Raw genomic sequence first — 17,213 nt, 5'->3', positions numbered from 1 at the left:
CTTGATGGTTCTATGTGGTTTAGGATTGAACGGTTTCGTGTGGGCGCAGCGCCTCCAGCCAGTCGCACATGTCTTCGACTTCGCGCCGGATGAAGCTCTCGTCGTGGAAAGCCGTTGCGAGCGACGCAACGCCCTGGCTCCGCATGAGGATGTGCATGGCAAGTGCTTCGGCGTCTGTTTCCCGGCCGAAGGCTGCGAACTGGCGCGCCAGCCAGTCGCGAAACAGGATAAAGAGCTTGGCCGCCTCTTCCTTGGCGATATGGTCGAGCTTGGCGAGTTCACTGCAGAGCGTGCCGACCGGGCAGCCGTAAGCCATGATCTTCACCCGGTTCATGATCAGGATGTGGATGAATGAACGGATGCGGTCCGCCGGCTCTCTGCCCTCGGTCTCCCATGCCTCGAGCATCTGCCGCGTATTGGCCAGCCGCAGGGCGATCACGGCACCGAGAATTTCATCCTTTGTCTTGAAATGATAATAGAAATTGCCGCGCGAGAGATTCACGGCCGATGCGATGTCTGCAAACGACGTGGCTTCGAAACCCTGCTCGTAGAAGAGCCGGTCGGCAGCGTCCACAATTTCCTGGCGTGTATCCGCTGCGCTCATGCTGCCCGTTCTCCTCCTCCGGCATATACCGTTGACTCACTTCGGCCCCGCATCGCTGTGAGAGCTATAGGTCAATTGTCCTAGGCAATTTAGGACGATTGACCTAGAAGAGTCAAGCCGCACATGTGGGAAGACCGCCCGAACGGCCTGGGGCATCGGCGATCGACGCAACGGTCGGCAATGACCGGAGAGGGTTTCCCGCTCGGCAGGAGATCTCACCGGCTTGGCGAACTGTGGAAATCCCGGTTTAGTTCCGGTCCAGCGGCTTCCTGATCCGACCGGCGAGGTCCTGGATATATTGCCAGGCGACACGGCCGGAGCGGCCCCCGCGCGTCGTCGCCCATTCGAGCGCTTGCGCGTGCAGCACCTCACGGTCGAGGCCGAGATCGAAATAATCGGCATAGCCGTCGATCATCGTCAGGTAATCGTCCTGGCTGCATTTGTGGAAGCCGAGCCAGAGCCCGAATCGATCGGAAAGCGACACCTTTTCCTCGACGGCTTCGGAAGGGTTGATCGCTGTCGACTGCTCGTTCTCGATCATGTTGCGCGGCAGGAGATGGCGCCGGTTGGACGTGGCGTAGAAGAGCACGTTGTCGGGGCGGCCTTCGATACCGCCGTCGAGCGCCGCTTTGAGCGACTTGTAGGCGGTGTCGTCATGGTCGAAGGACAGGTCGTCGCAGAAGACGATAACCCGGCGTCCGGAGGTTTTCAGGATATCGAGGAGGTCCGGCAGCGAGGAGATGTCCTCACGATGTACCTCGACGAGCTTCAGCGAAATGCCGGTCGCCGCCCGCACGTCTTCATGGACCGCCTTGACGAGGGAGGATTTGCCCATGCCGCGCGCCCCCCAGAGAAGCACGTTGTTGGCCGGGAAGCCTTCGGCAAAGCGCAGGGTGTTCTCGTGCAGGATATCGCGCACGTGGTCCACGCCGCGGATCAGTTTCAGCGCCACGCGGTTCGGACGCGGGACCGGTTGGAGGTGCTGGTTCGCCGGCACCCACACGAAGCACTCGGCCGCATTCCAGTCGTTGACCGCGGGCGGCGGGCCGGCAAGCCGCTCCAGCGCATCCGCCAGCCTGCGGACCTCGGCCAGGATCAGGGTATTGAAATCGTCGCTCATGATGTTTCTCCGGTCCTGTCGGCCCGCTTGGAGCCGTTTTTCCGGTGCGGTAACACGCTCGTTTGTGGATCAAAAGCCTGAGAGCCGTGGATTTGGTACTGGGAAGGCGTGTTTCTGTTGCATTCCAGTCTATCACAACTATATTCCGGCGGCTTGAAACGGGGGCTTCGACGTCTCCGGTAATCTTAGGAGTTGTTGATGTTCATTACCGAAGCATTCGCCCAGGCCGAAGGCGCCGCACCCGGAGGCTCGGCATTCGGCTCCGGCCTTGAAATGCTTTTCCTCTTCGCCCCGCTGATGGTGGTCTGGTACTTCTTCCTGATCCGGCCACAGCGCGCCCAGCAGAAGAAGCGTGCCGAGACGCTTTCCAACATCCGCCGCGGCGATCAGGTCGTGCTCGGTGGCGGTATTACCGGCAAGGTCACGAAGGTCATTGACGACGCCGAACTGGAAGTCGAAATCGCCGACGGTGTGAAGATCCGCGCCATGCGCGCCTATATTGCGGAAGTCCGCGTCAAGGGCGAGCCGGTCAAGACCGAAGCCTGATCGGACAATCGGAACGCGGTTGCCGCAAATCCGTTGAACGTCCCGAGGGCCGGATCGTCCGGCCCGAAACTTTCTCAAGAAAGCTTTCGACCATGGCGAAAGGCATCGAAATTCGCGAAGCCCATTTTCCCGGTCGCGCTCCCATCGATGCTTATGGCAACGGCGGGTTTCGCTTTGCCGATATGTCGCATCGCGGCTCATTGCTCTGCTTGCCATCCGGCATCTATGGCTGGGATATGAAGGAGGGCGATCCGCTGACGGTTGAGGCCTTTTCCAAGGTGCTTGCCGAATCCGGCGAAATCGAAGTCCTGCTGGTGGGCTCCGGCCAGAATTTGAAGCCGATCCCCGCCGATCTGAAAGCCGCGCTAAAGGCGAGAGGCATCACATCGGATCCGATGAGCACCGGGGCCGCGGTCCGCACCTTCAATATTATGCTGGCCGAATCGCGCGCCGTGGCGGCTGCACTGATTGCAGTCTGATATGGCTGAAAGTCTGAAACAGACCTCCAATCCCTGCCTCGCCATGCTCCGCGAGACGGATCGTGACCGCTATCTTGCCTGCCTCCTCTCGCCGGAAGACAAGCGCGGCGCGCTGGCCGCGCTCTATGCATTCAATGCCGAGATTGCTCGCGTGCGCGACGTGGTGCGGGAACCGCTGCCGGGCGAGATCCGCCTGCAATGGTGGCGCGACCTTCTGGAAGGCAATGCCCACGGCGACAGCGGCGGCAATCCGGTGGCCGTCGAATTGCTCGGCGCAATCGAGAAGTACCGTCTGCCGCGCCAGACCTTCGTCGATATGATCGAAGCGCGTATCTTCGATCTTTACGACGACCCGCTGACCGACAGACACGCGCTCGAAGGATATGCCGGCGAGACGGCTTCGGCGCTGATCCAGCTCGCGAGCCTGATCCTCAGCGCCGACGATGCCGCCCGTTCAGCCGAAGCGGCCGGTCATGCCGGTGTTGCGCAGGCGATTGCAGGTTTCCTGCTGCTGATGCCGATCCATCGCCGCCGCCGCCAGCTCTACCTGCCGCTCGATATTCTCTCGGCGACTGGACTGGACCGCGACACGTTCCTGGACGGCGAAGACAAGCCGCGTATCTCCGCTGCCATCGAGGCTTTCGCCGGGCTGGGGCTCGAACATTTGGCCAGGGCGCGAAAGGCAGGTCCCGTTCCGGCCTCCGTGTTACCGGCTTTCCTGCCGGTGGCGCTTGCCGGACCTGTTCTGCGCCAGGCCGTGCGGGCAGGCGCGGCTGTGCTAGATACGCCCCTGCAATCTCCACAATGGCGGCGTCAGCTCCGCCTTTTGAAAGCAGCGGTCAGCCGCCGTTTTTGACGGACACCAAATTCGCACAAGCCTCGCAGGCTAAAGAAGGCGGAGGTAGGCCCATCAAAGGAGAAGCGATGTGAGCCCCATCATCGTCTGGTCGATCATCTTCGTGCTCCTGATGGGGCTTGCCTATTACGTGACCCGACTCGTCAGCGGGGAGCGCACCGAAGGCAATCGTCACGATACCGGTCTGGCAATCCTGGAATTCGGCCGTGCCTTTCCCAATGAAGCGATCCGCAGCCTGCATGTCACGGCGGATGGTGAGGCGATCTTCGTGCGTCTGCACGACAACAAGGCCGGCTTCATGCGCAGCCGACGCAACCACTATGCCTGCCATCTGATCGAGCCGGGACGTGTGCGTGTCACGCCCCTTCCGAACGCCAAGGGTTTCAGCGTCGAGTTTCTCGATGCGCCAACCCAGAACGGCACCTTCGTCTTCCCGACAGAGAAGGAGGCAGCCGAAGTCTCCCTCTGGCTGCTTGACAACTACGTCAGCGTCACGGATCGCGAGATCGATGAGATTGCGGAGGCGCCAGCCGAGGCGGAGGCCCCGGCCGAAAACGTCACTCCGGACCGAGCCAGCTAGCGCAGTCCCTGAGCGCACGGGCGGAGAGCAATTGCCGCTTTACGATCGTCTTGTCCTTGCCGCGGAAACGCTTGACGCCTTCCGGCCTGACGATCGAGCCCGGCTCCAGCTCGGGGAAAAGCCCGAAATTGATATTCATCGGCTGGAAGGAGCGCTTGCCCGGCTCGTCCTCTGAAACCAGGTGCCCACCAGTGATATGGCCGAGCAGGGAGCCGAAGGCGGTTGTGGCTGGTGGGGCAACAAGCGGTTCACCCTTGCGTTCGGCGGCGGCGAAACGGCCGGCGAGCAGCCCGATCGCGGCACTTTCCACATAACCTTCGCAGCCGGTGATTTGGCCCGCAAAACGTAGGCCTTGCCGGCTTTTCAGCGTCAGCGTCCTGTCGAGCAACACCGGCGAATGGATGTAAGTGTTGCGGTGCAGACCGCCGAGACGCGCGAATTCTGAATTCTGGAGGCCGGGGATCAGGCGAAAGACGTCGACCTGCGCGCCGTATTTCAGCTTCGTCTGGAAACCGACCATATTGTAAAGCGTGCCGAGCGCATTGTCCTGGCGGAGCTGCACGACCGCATAGGGCTTGACCGTCGGATTATGGGCATTGGTAAGGCCCATCGGTTTCATCGGCCCATGCCTCAGGGTTTCGCGGCCGCGCTCCGCCATCACCTCGATCGGCAGGCAGCCGTCGAAATAGGGTGTGCCCTCCCATTCCTTGAAGCCCACCGTATCGGCGGCGATCAGCGCATCGACGAAAGCATTGTACTGCGCCTCGTCCATCGGGCAATTGATGTAATCCTTGCCGGTGCCGCCGGGACCGATCTTGTCATAGCGCGACTGATACCAGCAGATGTCCATGTCGATCGAATCTCGATGCACGATCGGCGCGATCGCGTCAAAGAAGGCGAGCTGATCCTCGCCGGTCTCGCTCTGGATCGCCGCGGCGAGGGCCGGCGAGGTGAGGGGACCGGTCGCGATGATCGCGAGATCCCATTCTCGGGGCGGCAGGCCCTGGATTTCCTCGCGCACGATGGTGATCAGCGGGTGCTTTTCGATTGCTTCGGTGACGGCGCCCGAAAAACCGTCGCGGTCGACGGCAAGTGCGCCGCCGGCCGGCACCTGGTTCCTATCGGCCGAGGCCATGATCAGCGAACCGGCGAGCCGCATTTCCGCGTGAATGACGCCGACCGCATTGGACGTTGCATCGTCCGACCGGAAGGAATTCGAACAGACAAGCTCGGCCAGGCCATCCGTCTTGTGGGCGTCCGTGCCGCGCACGCCGCGCATTTCGTGGAGAATGACCGGAATACCGGCCGATGCAATCTGCCAGGCGGCCTCGGAACCGGCCAGACCGCCGCCAACGACATGAATAGGGGAGAGAGAATTCGTGTTCATGGCCGGCTCAATATCACGCCATTTGCTCGACCGGAATCAAAAATGGGCCGGAATCAAAAAGGCACCTCAGAAGGTGCCTTTGATACGTCCTTGGATGTTCTCCCGGACTTGTTCCTCTCGCCGCAGCGGCGTGATACCGCGCGGGTCCGCCTGCGAGAAGCGGATTAACGGAAAGAACGGGCCGCGATGTGGCGGATGTCGTACCGGGTCAGACCGATGTCGTTGAGGGCCTGGTTGGAAAGATTCCCAAGCTCGTTCATCGTGCGGCGGTAGCTGATCCAGTTCTTAGCGATACGGATCGGGTTCATGGTTGTTTCCTCAAATTTCATCTTTGTCCTGACGCTCTGTCTCGGCATCAGCGATGACTGTCTTATACAACCGCATAATAAGAAAGTGCAGTGCAAAAAATGTGCGACTGCCATGCAAATGTGCAGGGGGTTGATGAATTTTCCGGCTCAGCTTGAAAAGTGGGCAGGTGCTTGAGGCGTAAAATTTCCGGGCACAAACGAAAAGCGCCTCCCGGAGGAGGCGCTTTCCAAAGGTCGCTGACGCGAATATGTAGAGCGGCTTAGAAGCCGACTGCGGTCCGAGCGACGCGGCGGATGTCGGCGCGGCCGATGCCGAGGTCGCTAAGTTCACGGTCGGTCATGCGACCGAGCTCGTTGACAGTTTCGCGGTACTTGCGCCAGCTGCTGATCTTCTGTGCGATGTTCATGGTCATGTCCTTTTCTCGGGTCCTTGCCAGCAGCCCATTCGGCGCTGACTTCGATCTCATGACCGTTAATATATGTTGCGCCGCAAAAAGAAACAGCGCTCATTACGTATGCCACCTATGCGTCCTGCGCATTACGAAACGATTAACCAAAGGGCTCCCTGGGTAAATCATAGGCAAGTTTGCAAGGCTCGATGCTGCTGAGCAAAAAATAACGCCCACCGGGGGAGGAGGTCCGGTGGGCGTCATTTGTAATGACTGGCGATTTGGGAGGAGGAGGTCGCCAGTCCCATCGGGCTTACGCTGGGAGGAGGAGTGCGTGGCCCGAATTCTTGTCACGGGTTCAATCCCGAGGGCACCATTCTTTCAGGGCGGGTGCCAGACCGCCCGAACCAGAGAGACCGAAATCGGTTCCAATCAATCTCTGTATCTGCATATTATGAGACTGCGCTGTCATTGTGCAGTGCAATATCCGAATGGATGGCATGCGACTGATGCATGGCTTCCATTGCTCGCGACTTTAAGTATGCATATTCGAATTTAATAAAAAGTTATTGATCTTCCTCAAACCGGTTTCGGTCTGCTTCCGCTGCTGGAAACCCGGCTTTTCCGGAAGCGCCAAAAAAGCGTCATTTTTCCTTTGCGTGGGCTGAAACGGGTGATATAGAGACGCGCGCTCCGGAAGGCCTCTGGCCACGAGGATTTTCGACGCGGTTTGGGGCGCGGGTATGGTGAAATTGGTAGACACGCCAGATTTAGGTTCTGGTGCCGCAAGGCGTGGGAGTTCAAGTCTCTCTACCCGCACCAGAACCGCCGGGAGTGCGGTCGGAGCCGCTTTCGGCTGGACGACATGCGCTCCGCAAAGCCGCGGCTGGTCTCTTTGAAGTTCCGGCGATGTGCTCACTGAAACTACGGCTGTAGACGCCAGATATTTGGGCACCGCCGCCACGATATGAAGGTTTAAAAATGCAGGTTACCGAAACGCTCGCTGAAGGGCTGAAGCGCGAAATCAAGGTCGTTATCCCGAAGCGGGATATGGAAGCGCAGCTCAACCAGCGCCTCGCCGACGCCAAGGACAAGGTCCGCATCAATGGTTTCCGTCCGGGCAAGGTTCCGGTCGCGCATCTGAAGAAGATGTACGGCAAGTCGATCATGGCCGACCTGGTCAGGGAGATCGTCAACGAACGCCCGACCCAGATCCTCTCCGATCGCGGCGAAAAGTCCGCTACCCAGCCGTCGGTCACGATGACCGAGGATGAGGCTGAAGCCGAGAAGATCCTGAACGCCCAGACCGATTTCGAATTCACGGTCTCCTACGAGGTCATCCCGCAGATCGAGCTGAAGCCGATCAGCGGTCTCTCCGTCGTGCGTGAAGTCGTCGAAGTCACCGAAGACGAGGTCAACGAGCAGATCGAGAAGGTCGCCGAAAGCGCCCGCACCTACGAGAGCAAGAAGGGCAAGGCTGCCGAAGGCGACCGCGTCACCATGGACTATCTCGGCAAGGTCGACGGCGAAGCCTTCGACGGCGGCGCTGCCGAAGATGCCGAACTGGTTCTTGGCTCCGGCCGCTTCATCCCGGGCTTCGAAGATCAGCTGGTTGGCGTCAAGGCCGGTGATGAGAAGCAGATCACCGTGACCTTCCCGGCCGACTATCCGGCGGCAAGCCTCGCTGGCAAGGAAGCAACCTTCGACATTACCGTCAAGGACGTTGCAGCTCCGGCCGCCATCGAGATCAATGATGAGCTCGCCACGAAGCTCGGCATCGAATCCGTCGATCGCCTGAAGGAGATCGTCCGCGGCCAGATCGAAAGCCAGTATGGCAACGTCACCCGCCAGAAGGTGAAGCGCCAGATTCTCGACCAGCTCGACGAGATGTATCAGTTCGACACCCCGCAGAGCCTGGTCGATGCGGAATTCGAAAACATCTGGCGCCAGATCAACACCGATCTCTCGCAGTCCGGCAAGACCTTCGAGGATGAAGGCACGACCGAGGAAGACGCCCGCGCCGAATACCGCAAGCTCGCCGAACGCCGCGTTCGTCTCGGCCTCGTTCTCTCCGAGATCGGCGAAAAGGCTGGCGTCGAGGTGACCGAGGAGGAAATGCAGCGCGCTCTTTATGCTCAGCTCCAGCAGTTCCCGGGCCAGCAGAAGGAAATCCTCGACTTCTTCCGCAAGACGCCGGGTGCTTCCGCATCGCTGCGTGCGCCGATTTTCGAAGAAAAGGTCGTCGACAAGCTGCTCTCCGAAATCAATGTCACTGACAAGACGGTGACGAAGGAAGAACTGCTCGCCGAAGACGAAGAAGGCGAAACCGCCGCGAAGCCGGCCAAGAAGAAGGCCGCTCCGAAGAAGGCTGCCGCCAAGACTGAGGCTGCTGATGCGGCCGAAGGCGAGGAAGCTGCCGCTCCGAAGAAGAAGGCTGCGCCGAAGAAGAAGGCTGCTGAAGACAGCGCCGAATAAATTTCGCAGACAAGAGATAGGAAAGCCGGGTCGGAGACGATCCGGCTTTTTTATTGCCGTGAACGAATGAAGTCCTTCCATGATCCGCATCGAGAACATCAGCAAATCGAACAGCCACCGCATTCTCTATATCGAAGCCTCCGCGGCGCTGAACCGCGGCGAAAAGGTCGGCCTCGTCGGTCCGAATGGCGCCGGCAAGACGACGCTTTTCCGGATGATCACCGGGCAGGAGTTGCCGGATGAAGGACAGATCGCGACGGAGAAGAACATCACCATCGGCTATTTCAGTCAGGACGTCGGCGAGATGGCGGGCGTGAGCGCTGTCACCGAGGTGATGGACGGTGCCGGTCCCGTAAGTGTCGTCGCCGCCGAGTTGCGCGAACTCGAGTCAGCCATGGTCGATCCGGACCGCATGGACGAGATGGAGGCCATCATCGAGCGTTACGGCGAGGTGCAGGCCCGTTACGAGGAACTCGACGGTTACGGACTGGAAGGCCGCGCCCGCGAGGTGCTGGCGGGGTTGAGCTTCACCGAGGAGATGATGGATGGCGATGTCGGCAAGCTTTCGGGCGGATGGAAGATGCGCGTGGCGCTCGCCCGCATCCTGCTCATGCGCCCCGACGTGATGCTGCTGGACGAACCGTCGAACCATCTCGATCTCGAAAGCCTGATCTGGCTCGAAGATTTCCTGAAGGATTATGATGGTGCGCTGTTGATGACATCGCACGACCGCGAGTTCATGAACCGCATCGTCAACAAGATCATCGAGATCGATGCGGGGTCGCTGACGACCTATTCCGGCGACTACGGCTTCTATGAACAGCAGCGGGCCCAGAACGAAAAGCAGCAGCAGGCGCAGTTCGAGCGCCAGCAGGCGATGCTCGCCAAGGAGATCAAATTCATCGAGCGCTTCAAGGCGCGCGCCAGTCACGCCGCGCAGGTGCAGAGCCGGGTGAAGAAGCTCGACAAGATCGAGCGTGTCGAGCCGCCCAGGCGCCGACAGTCGGTCGCCTTCGAATTCCAGCCGGCGCCGCGCTCCGGCGAGGACGTCGTGAACCTCAAGAACGTTCACAAGGCTTACGGCAGTCGTTCGATCTACGAGGGGCTGGACTTCATGGTCCGCCGCAAGGAACGCTGGTGCATCATGGGCATCAACGGCGCCGGCAAGTCGACGCTCTTGAAGCTGGTGGCCGGCGCGACCGAACCGGATACGGGCAGCGTGACGGTGGGCGCCAGCGTCAAGATGGGCTATTTCGCCCAGCATGCAATGGACCTGCTTGATGGGGATCTCACGGTTTTCGAATGGCTGGAGGCCGAGTTTCCGCGCGCGGGCCAAGGGGCTTTGCGCACGCTCGCCGGTTGCTTCGGTTTTTCCGGTGACGACGTGGAGAAGAAGTGCCGGGTGCTGTCTGGCGGCGAGAAGGCACGCCTGGTAATGGCCGCGATGCTCTTCGATCCGCCTAATTTCCTGGTCCTCGACGAGCCGACCAACCACCTGGACCTCGACACCAAGGAAATGCTGATCAGGGCGCTTTCGGAATACGAGGGGACGATGCTGTTCGTCAGCCACGACCGGCATTTTCTCGCCGAACTTTCCAATCGCGTGCTCGAACTGACGCCCGACGGCATCCACCGTTATGACGGCGGGTATACGGAATATGTCGAGCGGACGGGCTACGAGGCGCCGGGTTTGCGGAGTTAAGTGACCGGCTTTCAGGAGAGGGCGTGCCGTGTCCGCCCCCTCTGGCCTGCCGGGCATCTCCCCCAAGGGGGGAGATCACGAGCGGCATGGCTTTCCCACCCAACCTATACCGACACCGAAGCCCCATCATCTATCGTGAATCGAGAAAGCTCTATCGGCATATTGGTATCTTTCCGAGGCTCCTTTTCCCGGGCTAATTTCGCTTCGGCTCGCGCGGGAGCGGTGGCCGGCGGAAATGAGGGAGGATGCCATGAATGAGCGGAACGTATCGGTGAAGGAGATACGCCAGAGCGAAAACCGCTTCCTGAGCTCTGACATCTTTGAATCGGGGCAGTATGTTTTCCCCCGTCGCAACGGCGAGGGGGTTCTGAGGGAAGAAGCGCGCGATATTCCCCTCTATCATCGCTGTGATGTGCTGGTCGTGGGCGGCGGACCATCCGGAACCGCGGCCGCACTTGCCGCGGCCAGAACCGGGGCGGAGGTCGTGGTCCTGGAGCGCTACAATCATCTCGGCGGACTTTCCACGGGCGGCGTCGTGATCTGGATCGACCGGATGACCGATTGGGAAGGGCGGCAGGTCATTCGCGGATTTGCCGAGGAGGCGATCGGCCGACTTCCCCCTGAAGCCGTGGCCGGCCCGGACAGGGCGCTTTGGGGCGTGCGGGACCCTGATCTTGCGAAACATTGGCGGCTCCGAACATCCGCCTTTCACGGCATCGTCACCTGGGCCCCGACCATTGACCCCGAGAGACTGAAACTGACCTCACAGGAAATGCTGATCGAGGCAGGGGTGCGGATTGTCTTCCATTCCTGGGCAGCGATGCCGGTCGTGCAGGACGGCGCCGTCCAGGGCGTGATCTTCGAAAGCAAAGAGGGGCGCCAGGCGATCTTGGCCAAGGTCGTGGTGGACTGTACCGGCGACGGCGACATCTTTGCGCGTGCGGGAGCAAGCTTCGAGGCCGACATCGAGGAAGGCGACGTCCATCACTCGATGAATACGGGCTTTATGCTGGGCGGCGTGGACATGGAGACATGGCTGGCTTTCCGCGGAACGGAAGAACAGGCATTTGCGGATTTCAACACGTTGGGACGCGAGCAGCTCGGCTTCTTTCAGACGCCCTACGTTTCCTGGCGCAACGACATTGCGCTTTTCCTGGGTCCCCGGCAATCGGGCCTCTCGGCGCTCAACGTGGACGACATGACCGAAGTCGAAATCCGCTCGCATCGTTTCATGCAGTCGCATTGCGAATTCTTCCGGAAGCATGCGCCGGGTTTCAAGGACGCCTACATGCTCCTGAGTGCGCCGCAACTCGGCGTCCGGCACACGAGGCGTCTGGCGGGTGTCGGGCGGATCGAGCGCAGTCAGTGGGGGAGCGGCGCGATCCAACCCGACGAGGTGGGCGTCAGTCCCTCGGTTTCTCCGAAGTTTCCGGTCCTTTCCGTGCCTTACGGAGCCCTTGTGCCTCTGAGGCTGAACGGATTGCTGGCGGCCGGGCGTCACATCTCCTGCGATGCGAACAGCCATGGTTTCATGCGGGAAATTCCCCAATGCTGGCTGACGGGGCAGGCGGCGGGAGCGGCGGCAGGCATTGCGGCCAACCGCGGTGTGACACCGCGGGATGTCGAGATTGCGGAGTTGCAGTCGACCTTGCGCGCTCAAGGCGCTTTTGTCCGCGATGCAGTCGATTGCGATTCCTCAGAAGACAGAAATAGAGATAAAGATAGATCCTTGCCGGTGCAGAGCGATTGAACGGCTCGCACCACGAATGGGGCATTACGGAAAACCCTGCCCCTTGGGAGGATAAGATGAACAATCAGGGCCTATGGCTAAAAGTCACGCGGTCCGACGGCGTGAACCTTCTGGTCAACTTTGAACAGGTGGTTGCAATCCTACCGCACGAGGATGGTCAGTTTACCAAACTGGTGACGGCAGCAGGCGATATCCCGATCAAGGAGAATATCGACTACATTCAGGCACATATCTCGATCTGACGGTCGACATTGCAGCGCTTGTGTTGCGACCATTTCGGATTCTGCGCCGGCTTCAGACGTTGCTCACGACCGATAGCCGGTCCATGCTGCCGCTGACATCAGCCAGGCGGAGGATGATGAGCGTCGAAACAGCGGAATACTGGCGGCGAACCCGAAAAGGAGTTGCCGTCCCTTCCAAAAAGCCGCTCATCAGTCCACACTCTCGCCACAGTCGGCCATGATTGTTCCACCGATCGTTTCGTGAGGGGAGGAACCCATGAGCAGAAACGCAATCATCGGCATCATCGTGGTCATCGTCGTCATCCTGCTGGCCCTTTTCCTGTGGCCGAGCTCCACAACGCCGCCTGCGGGGACCGGGACGGGGACGGAGACAGCCCCGACCACGCCTGCGCCGACGACGCCTGCTCCCTCAAACTGAGCGGCTCCCTGTAAATCGGATAATACAGCCGGGGTTATGCTTGCCGCGCCGGTTCCAGCCGGCGCTTTTGAGCAAGAGCACCGGTTCTTGCGTTTGCCTTGCAGCATTCCGGCGCCTGCATCCGGCTTGATTGACGCGCTCAGGTGCGAATCCGTTCGCGCCGCTGGGGCAGGCGGCTGTCTGGCGTCCTGGCGAAATCCGGTGGCGGAACTTTTGCCGGCATTTCCGGTTATCTGCTCCAGGGGACATGCCGGAGCAGAAACATGCCCGCTCTGATCAGTTACATCCTCATTCGAGTGTCGATCGGCTTTGCGCTGGGCGCTGCGACCGCAGTCGCCATACTGACGCAGTCGCTATCCGGTTCGATCCTTTCCATCGGGCTCCTGGAGATATGGCTGACGATCTACGGCTTCGGCTCGGTTTTCGGGCTCGGATATCTTGCGACATCTCTGGCGTTCGATGCCGAAGAATAGCGCCGGCAGAAGAAAGCTTTTCCGACAACAAAAACCCCGCACGAGGCGGGGTTGTGAGCAGGTCGAAGCGGACGCTTGTCACTTGGCAGTGATAGTGTAGGAGCCCATCTCACAAAGGTCCTGCGTGTCTTCGAGGTCTTCGAAATCGGAGTCCTCGGTGAATTCGAAACGCATGTCGTATTTGCAGACCGCGCGGCCATCGGCGATGGTGATCTCGATGCTCTCGCCCGGGCCGAGTACGTCATCGCCGAAAACATCCTCTTCCCACTCGTCGATGCCGACTGGCGATGTATAGAAGCGCTCGAGCGTCCCTTTCGTCTTGTTCGTCAGCATGAAGACGAGGTCCTCGGCCTGCGATGCGCTGGCCGATATGAAGATAGCTGCGAGAGCGCCCGCAGTGGCATACATAAACTTTGTCACGGATAAATCCCCTCAGCCCGGAATCGGGCAAGGTCTTCCTAACATAATCTATTCAGGCGGCAACGCGTGGGCGGATTCATCATGAATCTTAAATGTGTATTTGCGGATTACCTGGCGTTTACCGGCCGATCGGCCGCGAAGCGGAGCCAGCGGTAGTAATCGGCGTTGTTTTGTAGGTCACGCAAGGTCTGCTTCCCGAAAAGCATTCGCCATTTGGCCGAAGATCCGGCGCGCTTCTCGGACTGGAGCCTTCTATACAGCCTGTGCAGTAATCTGGCGGCCGGGAGGGTGGGATGGAACTTGTTATGCTCCCGTTCATTTTGCCGACACTAAATTGGAACTCGTTTTTGAGCCCAGCTGGGAGGAACACATGAAAGCGAAACAACTGGCTTTGCTGGCGGGCATGTCCGCCATGCTTGTGGGTTTGGGCGTCCTGCCGGGACCGGCAGTCGCCCAGGTCGTGCAATTCGACTTCGGCGATGGCGACGTTCGCATCGTCAGACCGGACGACGACAGGCGATATTACCGCCGTGATGAGTGGCGCGACGATCGGCGGTACGAGCGCAGATATGGCGAATATGGTCGGCCAGGCTGCAGCCCCCGTCAGGCTCTGGCCGCGGCTTCGAGATATCTGGACGATCCGCGTATCAGGTCGGTGCACCGCCGATACTATGATATCGACGGGTACGGCAAGAGAGGCAGTAATCGTGGCCGTCCCGACGGCGTCCGAATCTCTACCGCCCCCAATTGCGAGCGCTCCAGGCATTAGAAAGGCGCCAAGGCAGCCCTTGCTTGTCGGAAGTCTGATTGAAATCGGGTATTCTGGCAGTATCACCCTGCCTTTTGCAGTTCGGCCGCCGCGGCATTGTCTTTTTCATTGGCGCGCCGGCAAGCTTCTCTCGAAGCGAGCCGCCCGAAATACTCCTCGAAGGCCGGACGTTTTTCTATCGTGCCGAACTGCAAGCCCCATCCGATCTGGGCACCGACATAGACGTCAGCGGCGCTGAACATATCCCCGGCGATATAGGGGTTCGCCTGCACTGCCTTTTCGAGCGTGTCCATCACGTCGGCATAGCTGCCATAACCGATCATTCGCTCGCGTTCGGGCGGCACCTCGAAGCCGAGCGCCCTGTTGCTGACGGCTGCTTCCAGCGGGCCTGCCCCGAAGAAGAGCCAGCGGTAATAATCGGCGCGTCGGTTGGTCGGGGGCGCAAGGCCCGTTTCGAAAAAGGCATCGGCGAGATAGGCGCAGATCGCCGCGCATTCGGTCACGACCTTGCCGTTGTGAACGATCGTCGGCACCTTGCCCATGGGATTGACGGTCTTGTAGGCGTCGCCCTTCATTGTCGTGCCGAACTGAAGGATCTCGGTGCGGTAGGGAACGCCGACTTCCTCCAGCATCCAGCGGACGATGCGCCCGCGCGACATCGGGTTGGTGTAAAGGATCAGCTCATCCGTCATGACGTCCTCCTCTTGATCTTTGCCTCAGTGCTAAAATCCGGATGTTGCAGAATCAAGACAGATGCGCTCACAGCGGCTTGCGATACTGGATGAAACCGGAATTCTGCGCGACGCGATCGTAAAGCCTGCGGGCGGTAGCGTTGCTCTCATGGGTCAGCCAGTAAAGCCGGCCGGCCTTGTTGCTGCGGGCGAGATCCGCGACAGCGTCGATCAGCGCTTCGCCGGTGCCTTTGCCGCGCTCGCTCATCGCAACATAGAGGTCCTGCAGATAACAGGTCCAGTCCGGCAGCCAGCAGGAGCGGTGAAAGATCACGTGCGCGATGCCAACCATTTTTGCGCTCTCGTTGAAGGCGCCGAAACCATGCATCGGCTCGGCGGGATCAAGCAGCCGGCTCCAGGTGAGGTCGTATTGCTCCTTCGGCAGCACGGTTTCGTAGAAACGCAGGTAGGCCTCCCAGAGCGGCTCCCATTGGGGGCGGTCGGAGGGTTCAAGCGGGCGGACGGTGGTTGTCATGGCTGATTCCCCAAAAGAAAACGGCAGGACTTGCGTCCTGCCGTTCGATGTCTAGCCGATTTTTGGGGCTTACGCAGCCATCGCTTTCTGGAGGTTCTCGTCAATCTTGTCGAGGAAGGCGGTGGTGGAGAGCCATGGCTGGTCCGGCCCGATGAGGAGCGCGAGATCCTTGGTCATGAAACCCGACTCGACGGTTGCGACGCAGACTTCCTCGAGCGTCTGGGCGAACCTGGCGAGTTCGGCATTGTCGTCCAGCTTGGCGCGGTGTGCGAGGCCGCGGGTCCAGGCGAAGATCGAGGCAATCGAGTTCGTCGAGGTTTCCTGGCCCTTCTGGTGCTGGCGGTAGTGGCGGGTGACCGTGCCGTGGGCTGCTTCGGCTTCGACCGTCTTGCCGTCCGGGGTGAGCAGCACCGAGGTCATCAGGCCGAGCGAGCCGAAGCCTTGCGCGACCGTGTCGGACTGGACGTCGCCGTCATAGTTCTTGCAGGCCCAGACATAGCCGCCGGACCACTTGAGGGCGGAGGCGACCATGTCGTCGATCAGGCGGTGCTCGTAGGTGATACCGATCTTGTCGAACTCGGCTTTGAACTCGGTCTGGTAGACTTCTTCGAAAATATCCTTGAAGCGGCCGTCATAGGCTTTCAGGATGGTGTTCTTGGTGGAGAGATAGACCGGCCACTTGCGCATCAGGCCGTACATCATAGAGGCGCGGGCGAATTCGCGGATCGATTCGTCGAGGTTGTACATGGCCATGGCCACACCGGCGCCCGGCGCGTTGAAGACTTCCTTCTCGATGACCTGGCCGTCCTCGCCGACGAACTTGATGGTCAGCTTGCCCTTGCCGGGGAACTTGAAGTCGGTGGCGCGGTACTGGTCGCCGAAGGCGTGGCGGCCGACGACGATCGGCTTGGTCCAGCCCGGAACGAGGCGCGGCACGTTCTTGCAGATGATCGGCTCGCGGAAGATGACGCCGCCGAGAATGTTGCGGATCGTGCCGTTCGGGCTCTTCCACATTTCCTTGAGGTTGAATTCCTTCACGCGGGCTTCGTCCGGTGTGATCGTGGCGCACTTGATGCCGACGCCATGCTTCTTGATGGCGTTGGCGGCGTCGATCGTCACCTGGTCGTTGGTTGCGTCGCGGTTCTCGACCGAAAGGTCGTAATATTCGATGTCGAGATCGAGATAGGGCAGGATCAGCTTGTCCTTGATGAGCTGCCAGATGATGCGGGTCATCTCGTCGCCGTCGAGATCGACGACAGGGTTTGCTACCTTGATCTTTTGCATGGAATTCCTCTTGAGACTAAGGGGGACCGTTGATCCCGACGGGTGGACACCAGTGGGGTGCGCTATAGCATCGCCGGGCCGGAACGCAAAGGCATTCGGCTCGCTGCGCGCGGGTTTTCGCGCGAGAAATCGCCGTGTCTTCGCGTTCGCGAAGGATTGCCCTTGCCAAACCACAAACCCGGTTTAATGTCCGCCGGAATCCCTC

20 protein-coding genes and 1 tRNA gene are annotated in these 17,213 nt (G+C 60.2%); 12 read left to right on the top strand and 9 right to left on the bottom strand.

The annotated features are described in order from the left end of the window. Nucleotides 1–19: 19 nt before the first annotated feature. The gene (locus tag J2046_RS30665; protein ID WP_210058308.1) at nt 20–604 is read right to left on the bottom strand and encodes a TetR/AcrR family transcriptional regulator; all 585 of its coding nucleotides are present in this window, start codon (nt 602–604) and stop codon (nt 20–22) included. Nucleotides 605–851: 247 nt separating this feature from the next. Continuing rightward, nucleotides 852–1,724 (bottom strand): ATP-binding protein, encoded by an 873-nt coding sequence (locus tag J2046_RS30660; RefSeq protein WP_233470400.1) that lies wholly within the window; start codon nt 1,722–1,724, stop codon nt 852–854. A 198-nt stretch (nt 1,725–1,922) separates the two neighbouring features. Here J2046_RS30660 and yajC point away from each other — a divergent pair, with 198 nt between their 5' ends. From yajC to J2046_RS30640, 4 genes are all read left to right on the top strand, one after another. Continuing rightward, on the top strand, nt 1,923–2,270 hold the full coding sequence (yajC, locus tag J2046_RS30655; RefSeq protein ID WP_037151367.1) for a preprotein translocase subunit YajC: 348 nt from the start codon (nt 1,923–1,925) through the stop codon (nt 2,268–2,270). A 92-nt stretch (nt 2,271–2,362) separates the two neighbouring features. Then, complete coding sequence (locus J2046_RS30650; RefSeq protein WP_210058306.1) at nt 2,363–2,749, top strand: Mth938-like domain-containing protein; 387 nt, start codon at nt 2,363–2,365, stop codon at nt 2,747–2,749. Nucleotide 2,750: 1 nt separating this feature from the next. Further along, on the top strand, nt 2,751–3,605 hold the full coding sequence (locus tag J2046_RS30645) for a phytoene/squalene synthase family protein (RefSeq protein ID WP_210058304.1): 855 nt from the start codon (nt 2,751–2,753) through the stop codon (nt 3,603–3,605). A 112-nt stretch (nt 3,606–3,717) separates the two neighbouring features. Then, nucleotides 3,718–4,185, top strand: a complete 468-nt coding sequence (locus tag J2046_RS30640) for a hypothetical protein (protein ID WP_210058370.1) — start codon at nt 3,718–3,720, stop codon at nt 4,183–4,185. On the opposite strand, the gene trmFO is transcribed toward J2046_RS30640, so the two are convergent. The 3 genes from trmFO to J2046_RS30625 form a co-directional block, all read right to left on the bottom strand. Beyond that, nucleotides 4,163–5,572 carry a methylenetetrahydrofolate--tRNA-(uracil(54)-C(5))-methyltransferase (FADH(2)-oxidizing) TrmFO gene (gene trmFO, locus J2046_RS30635; protein WP_210058302.1) on the bottom strand — a complete coding sequence of 470 codons (1,410 nt, stop codon included), beginning with the start codon at nt 5,570–5,572 and terminating at the stop codon, nt 4,163–4,165. The genes J2046_RS30640 and trmFO overlap by 23 nt on opposite strands. 164 nt (nt 5,573–5,736) lie before the next feature. Next, a complete protein-coding gene (locus J2046_RS30630) occupies nt 5,737–5,880 on the bottom strand; it encodes a DUF1127 domain-containing protein (protein WP_081952840.1) in 144 nt (47 codons plus the stop codon). 260 nt (nt 5,881–6,140) lie between these two features. Then, nucleotides 6,141–6,287 carry a DUF1127 domain-containing protein gene (locus J2046_RS30625; protein WP_210058300.1) on the bottom strand — a complete coding sequence of 49 codons (147 nt, stop codon included), beginning with the start codon at nt 6,285–6,287 and terminating at the stop codon, nt 6,141–6,143. Between the two features lie 719 nt (nt 6,288–7,006). On the opposite strand from J2046_RS30625, the gene J2046_RS30620 reads away from it, so the two are divergent. From J2046_RS30620 to J2046_RS30590, 7 genes are all read left to right on the top strand, one after another. After that, nucleotides 7,007–7,091 (top strand) — tRNA-Leu (locus J2046_RS30620). Between the two features lie 159 nt (nt 7,092–7,250). Continuing rightward, entirely contained in the window at nt 7,251–8,744 is a 1,494-nt protein-coding gene (gene tig / locus J2046_RS30615; RefSeq protein ID WP_210058298.1) for a trigger factor, read from the top strand. Nucleotides 8,745–8,823: 79 nt separating this feature from the next. After that, nucleotides 8,824–10,446, top strand: coding sequence for an ABC-F family ATP-binding cassette domain-containing protein (locus J2046_RS30610; RefSeq protein ID WP_210058296.1), 1,623 nt, complete (start codon nt 8,824–8,826; stop codon nt 10,444–10,446). Between the two features lie 250 nt (nt 10,447–10,696). Continuing rightward, a complete protein-coding gene (locus J2046_RS30605; RefSeq protein ID WP_233470399.1) occupies nt 10,697–12,196 on the top strand; it encodes an FAD-dependent oxidoreductase in 1,500 nt (499 codons plus the stop codon). Between the two features lie 56 nt (nt 12,197–12,252). Further along, a complete protein-coding gene (locus J2046_RS30600; protein WP_210058295.1) occupies nt 12,253–12,438 on the top strand; it encodes a hypothetical protein in 186 nt (61 codons plus the stop codon). Between the two features lie 256 nt (nt 12,439–12,694). Further along, complete coding sequence (locus J2046_RS30595; protein ID WP_200883984.1) at nt 12,695–12,856, top strand: hypothetical protein; 162 nt, start codon at nt 12,695–12,697, stop codon at nt 12,854–12,856. Between the two features lie 263 nt (nt 12,857–13,119). Beyond that, a complete protein-coding gene (locus tag J2046_RS30590; protein WP_210058293.1) occupies nt 13,120–13,329 on the top strand; it encodes a hypothetical protein in 210 nt (69 codons plus the stop codon). Nucleotides 13,330–13,407: 78 nt separating this feature from the next. Here the strand turns inward: J2046_RS30590 and J2046_RS30585 are convergent, their stop codons facing one another. Next, complete coding sequence (locus J2046_RS30585; RefSeq protein ID WP_210058369.1) at nt 13,408–13,737, bottom strand: hypothetical protein; 330 nt, start codon at nt 13,735–13,737, stop codon at nt 13,408–13,410. Nucleotides 13,738–14,119: 382 nt separating this feature from the next. Here J2046_RS30585 and J2046_RS30580 point away from each other — a divergent pair, with 382 nt between their 5' ends. Further along, nucleotides 14,120–14,518, top strand: a complete 399-nt coding sequence (locus J2046_RS30580) for a hypothetical protein (RefSeq protein WP_210058291.1) — start codon at nt 14,120–14,122, stop codon at nt 14,516–14,518. Nucleotides 14,519–14,580: 62 nt separating this feature from the next. Here the strand turns inward: J2046_RS30580 and J2046_RS30575 are convergent, their stop codons facing one another. From J2046_RS30575 to J2046_RS30565, 3 genes are all read right to left on the bottom strand, one after another. Then, nucleotides 14,581–15,210, bottom strand: coding sequence for a glutathione S-transferase family protein (locus J2046_RS30575; protein WP_210058289.1), 630 nt, complete (start codon nt 15,208–15,210; stop codon nt 14,581–14,583). Between the two features lie 67 nt (nt 15,211–15,277). Next, nucleotides 15,278–15,724 carry a GNAT family N-acetyltransferase gene (locus J2046_RS30570; protein WP_210058287.1) on the bottom strand — a complete coding sequence of 149 codons (447 nt, stop codon included), beginning with the start codon at nt 15,722–15,724 and terminating at the stop codon, nt 15,278–15,280. A gap of 69 nt (nt 15,725–15,793) precedes the next feature. Beyond that, the gene (locus tag J2046_RS30565; protein WP_210058285.1) at nt 15,794–17,008 is read right to left on the bottom strand and encodes an NADP-dependent isocitrate dehydrogenase; all 1,215 of its coding nucleotides are present in this window, start codon (nt 17,006–17,008) and stop codon (nt 15,794–15,796) included. Nucleotides 17,009–17,213 lie beyond the last annotated feature (205 nt).

The sequence above is a fragment of the Neorhizobium petrolearium genome (genome assembly GCF_017873175.1).
Lineage (GTDB): Bacteria > Pseudomonadota > Alphaproteobacteria > Rhizobiales > Rhizobiaceae > Neorhizobium > Neorhizobium petrolearium.
Note: the sequence above shows the minus strand (reverse complement) of the source record. Positions and strands in the feature narration are given on the sequence as shown.